The organism is Geofilum rubicundum JCM 15548, assembly GCF_000974365.1.
GTDB lineage: Bacteria > Bacteroidota > Bacteroidia > Bacteroidales > Marinilabiliaceae > Geofilum > Geofilum rubicundum.
Genome location: NZ_BAZW01000108.1, coordinates 1 through 4,554, shown reverse-complemented (window position 1 = coordinate 4,554; position 4,554 = coordinate 1). Strand labels below are relative to the sequence as shown.

Sequence of the window (4,554 nt, the reverse complement as noted above, 5' to 3'; positions counted from 1 at the left end):
ACAACCTCCTGAGTAATTCCACTCGGTTATATCCGCAGGAAATTCAATATTCGCTGTTTGGGAATAGTGTTTATCCCACATATCCGTATTTTGGCTCATCCAGTAAAGATTTTGCCAGTTAGCAATTTGGTAGGGATTGCTCTCGTTGCCCTCGCCTTGGGGTTTAGTAGCTGTTTGTGCCATAAGTGACAGGCCTAGTAGCCAGGCACAAATAATAAAAATCAGGTTCTGCTTCATGTTTTAGATTATCTGAGAAGTTAATAGAAAGAGGTTTAAATTCAGTTTCAAATTTAAACCCAAAGATTGGTTGACCGAACAGCCATTTGAAAGTGCTTTGATTCATCTTGAATCCGTTGCAAAACAACAAAAGCGGTGATGTTACCCATCACCGCTTTTGTTGTTCATCCAAAAATTGACGAATACCTATACTAAATATCGGTCTTATACTCAACCACAATTTTAATTTTCAGCTTCAGTTCTGCATTAATATAACTTCCCGAAGGCGTAGGACTTCCTGTTAGGCGCACACCAACCTTTTCCTTTCCTGCAGGAATGTCATTTTGGGCTATTGCGAAAAGAATGTCACGAAATTGCTTGACACCAGCTTTCCTTAATGAAGACTGAAGGTTAACCTCCTGAGTGACCTCCGTCAGCTCAATGGATAAATCTTCAATTAACAGATGCTCACCACCATTCCAATCTGTTAAAACAATGCTTGAAGTAGTCCTGGATGCAGAGTTTTCAGGAACCCCACTTGCAGCATTGGGGGTAACTTCCAAAAACATACCTTCAATCATTACGTCTAGGATCCCTCCATCCGTATCTAAATCGGCAATGGCCTCACTAATTTCAGAGACAAAAATATCGATGGCCTCGTCATAAGCACCCTCCTGGTTCACAACAACTTCAGCTGTATGCGTAAATGACGGATACAGATTGACCTCCTTAGCATCGCAACTCATCAAGAGTGCGATGACTGTAATAACTAGCAACGAATTGAGTGTTTTCATATGTTTATAATTTGTTTTTTAATTGCCACATGGAACTCGCATTAATAGTCATACCCCTGTGTGTTAAAGCGTTGAACATGGCTCGTTTCATATGTTTAAATTTGATTGTTTTGCCCTATGCAACTTGCCATTACAATTATTCTCTTTTGTGAGAAGTGACTCTCATGGCTCGTTTCATGAAAGTAGAATTAATAAAATATTTATTTGTCCCCAAACCCTATTCCAAGCCCCGCCGAAATAGAGCTCTGTTTTGCCAAATTGTATTCAGCATGAAAATTTACCGGCCCCAGATTTATACCAAACCCACCGGTTAGTTTAATCTTATTCGAAGGCGTAAGGTCAAAATTAATACTGGTTTGTTCATTGGTATCAGCATCCTCATAAGTATAACTAAGACTCATAGATCCCATTTCATAACCTAACCCACCATAAAAGGTGACAACAGGAATGGAATAACTGGTCTGAAGACTTATTAGGCTGGAAGAAGCATCAATGTATTCACCAACTGAAAATTTCTGATTATAATAACCGAGAGCCAGATTAACAGGAAGTGGCAAATACTGATCTACGGAATGCCGCACACCCCATCCAAAGAGACTGATTTTTCCAACATCTTCAAGCTTATTGGTTCCGGCATACCGAAAGGTTAAATTGGTTCCAAAAACAGAACCAATGGTTAGTTGTGGAGTGGCCATAGGCATAGAGCCAATATCCAGACCGCCCGGGAAAGCATATACAGTGCCACTCTGATCATCTTCAACTTTTAAACCATCTGTGGGGCCAAACACAGTAGGAACACCATCAACGCTTTTCTTGGGGAAGAAATCGCCCTCGGTAGTGGCCGTCATTGTTTTTTGACTAGAAGGAATCACCGCCATTTGGGTCTCCAGCCCCAAATAAATTTGAAATCCCATTTTTTTCAATTTGGCATTGTGAAACAATCCACTGTTAAGGTTGGCTGAAAAGGCATCCGCAAAAGGCTGCATGTATTTTTCACCATTCTCAGAGGTGTATTTTGACAATAACTCCTCAATGTCCTGCGAAACTGCGGGCCTGGGAAGAAGCATTACACTCAGGCATACAGCAAAAAATAATTTTAACTTTTCCATGGATTAAGCGCTTTTTTATTTAGATCAATAATTTGTGGGTAAGAAAAAATGAAAGGCATTTAAAAACAATACAAAAACCAGCACCCTAAAATTAAGCATAAAAGATAAAAAATGCACCTGTAAAACAACAGGCTACATTCACCCAGAAAGATAATTTGACCAACTTAAAAAAAATGCTGACAGAGCTAAGTATAATCACCATCAAAAGGCACCCGGTTCAAACACTAATCTTTCATCCAAATACGGGTATTCAGGTTCATTTCAGTTACAATTGTTTCGATAAGGATAAATAGAGAGTGCATGAATTCAACATCGGCAAAGCTTATCGGTTTTAAAAGGGAAGCTTCGAACAAGGCCTTACTGAACTCGATACCACAATAAACCCGCTCTCCAATGAACGAGAAAGAGCAGTTGGCTCCAATATTCCTGCGTATACGGACCATCCCTTCCATCATAGTTGGAGTAAGGATGTAGCGTGCTTCGGTTTGATTAGTCGAGAATACAGCAAAATACTTTTCGAACTCGGGGTTTTCAAGTTTTACCAGTTGGCCTTTCGAGCTTTTTTGCAGGCTTTGACCAACCTTACCCAGCCATCTCTCAGCCTTATCAGGCATTACCAAGGTTTCGCCTTGTATGTGTTTGTTAAAATCGGCCAGAAAAAACAGACCATTGAAATGGTTTTCGACCCGCATTACCTTTTTGCCATCGTGGTCGGTATCTTCCCATTCGTATTGCGCAATTAATTCCGAAAATTCGAACAGGGTTTTGTCAATTTTTCCGCATACGTAATCGTCGCCAACTGCTTTATTTACCTTTTTACTTCCAAGATTGCTCATCCTGAAATCGTTGAGCGAAATGTGCCTATTGGCATCGTACAAGTAATTGGGGTTGATAAACTGAACCACCTTTTTCACTACAGACGATTTATACTCGCTGCGAAATTCTAAAAAACGATATACGCCTTTCACGAAAAACACAATGGCTGCTATGATGAATATGAACCCAACAATAACATTCAGATAGAATTTTGGAGTTAACAATACAAACGAAGGGACAATAAATACTATTAAAACAACCATAGTTGCAAAGCTATTTACAACAGCTTTGCGTTGGCCTTCGATAGCTGAAATGGACGTTTTAAGCTCTGTTTCGTAAAGCTGTTGAAGGTTTTCGTGCGACATAATGGGATTGGCATCCTCAAGCGGGCTTTCTTCGGAGCCGGCTTGCGCCTGTGCTTTTTGGCCCATCAAGGACATGATATACGCTTCACTTTTCTGAAAGCTTTCTTTGTCTTCCTCACTAACATTGGGGTCTTTCATCATCTCGTCGAAGGGGATTTTTTCGAAATTGCCCTTCATTTTACTGGCCATGTGTGAAAGGCCTTGCGTGAACGAGGACCTTCTGGCCTGAGTTAATGAAGCCCTTTGATGAATGCCTTTTCGGAAAATTAATAAGATAGCTCCTATAACAACCAGAGGAATAATGAAAAACAGATCGCTATTTTTCCTCTGTTTAAGGTCTTCCCATTCGCTGTTCTCTGTTAGTCGCTGAATATCGGCTTCGCGCTCTGCAAACATACGGCGGGTTTCTTCGTCGCTTTGTACCAAGGACAATTGCCCTTGCTCCTGATAGTCGCTCGGGTGAGAAATATCATAAGTCTCTTCACTTGAAAAAAAACCTGTCTGTTTAAAGAAAATTATTCCTCCTAAAATTACGCTGATCAAAAAAAAGAGACCTGCATATATAAAAGTTCTTTGTTTCATTTTTTTTGTTTTAAAACCGAATAGAACGCTGAGTTATTCATCGTCTAACTCAGTATTAGTCCTGCGCCCCCTTATTCTTTTTTAGTTGACTATTTTTGTCTCGGATTCCACTAACAATCAACAACAAACCTATAAGCGGGAGAAAGATTAACAGACCCAATTGCAAGGCCCAACTGCTTAAAGAAGCACCTGCTTTCAACACAGCCATTGAATGATTGTCTGGATTAAAAAAAACATTCGGGGTTTTCATTTGGGCATATTCCTGTGCAATTCTTTTTGCTCTCCGGAGGTTGGAGCCCTCATAAACTGTTTTAATTTTATCAGAGTTCCCTAATCGTAAACAAACCTGGTCACTTACAAATTCATCCTGGCCAACAGCATAGCTGTATTTCACATATACATGAAAGCGCCACTCGTCATCGTCACTGTGGCGACCAAGGTTTTGCCAGAGCTCTTCGGAACGGTAAGTCTGTCCGTTATGATACAACACCTCAGCCGATTCTATTTGTCCTTTAACTGTTGGCCAGTTTTTAGAGTCGAGCGATAGCTTAAACCCGGGCCACAAAAGAAAATGAAATAGAGCGGCATAGATGGCTATAAGTGCCATACCAAAAAAGATTTTTCCTTTGGAGGATGTCTCCTTTTTGCTTGATTCCTTATTGTTTTTCATTA

The 4,554-nt window shown here is 40.3% G+C and carries 5 protein-coding genes; all 5 read right to left on the bottom strand.

Going from position 1 to position 4,554, the window contains the following annotated elements:
* A partial coding sequence (locus tag JCM15548_RS19930; protein WP_157483016.1) for a hypothetical protein occupies positions 1-237 on the bottom strand: 237 nt, incomplete at its 3' end.
* Between the two features lie 191 nt (positions 238-428).
* Entirely contained in the window at positions 429-992 is a 564-nt protein-coding gene (locus JCM15548_RS19925; protein WP_157483014.1) for a hypothetical protein, read from the bottom strand.
* A gap of 218 nt (positions 993-1,210) precedes the next feature.
* Positions 1,211-2,119 (bottom strand): DUF6588 family protein, encoded by a 909-nt coding sequence (locus JCM15548_RS19920; protein WP_062128912.1) that lies wholly within the window; start codon positions 2,117-2,119, stop codon positions 1,211-1,213.
* A 224-nt stretch (positions 2,120-2,343) separates the two neighbouring features.
* Positions 2,344-3,882, bottom strand: a complete 1,539-nt coding sequence (locus JCM15548_RS19915; protein ID WP_062128910.1) for a DUF3137 domain-containing protein — start codon at positions 3,880-3,882, stop codon at positions 2,344-2,346.
* 55 nt (positions 3,883-3,937) lie between these two features.
* Positions 3,938-4,554 (bottom strand): DUF3592 domain-containing protein (locus tag JCM15548_RS19910; protein WP_062128908.1); only part of this gene is annotated, 617 nt, incomplete at its 5' end.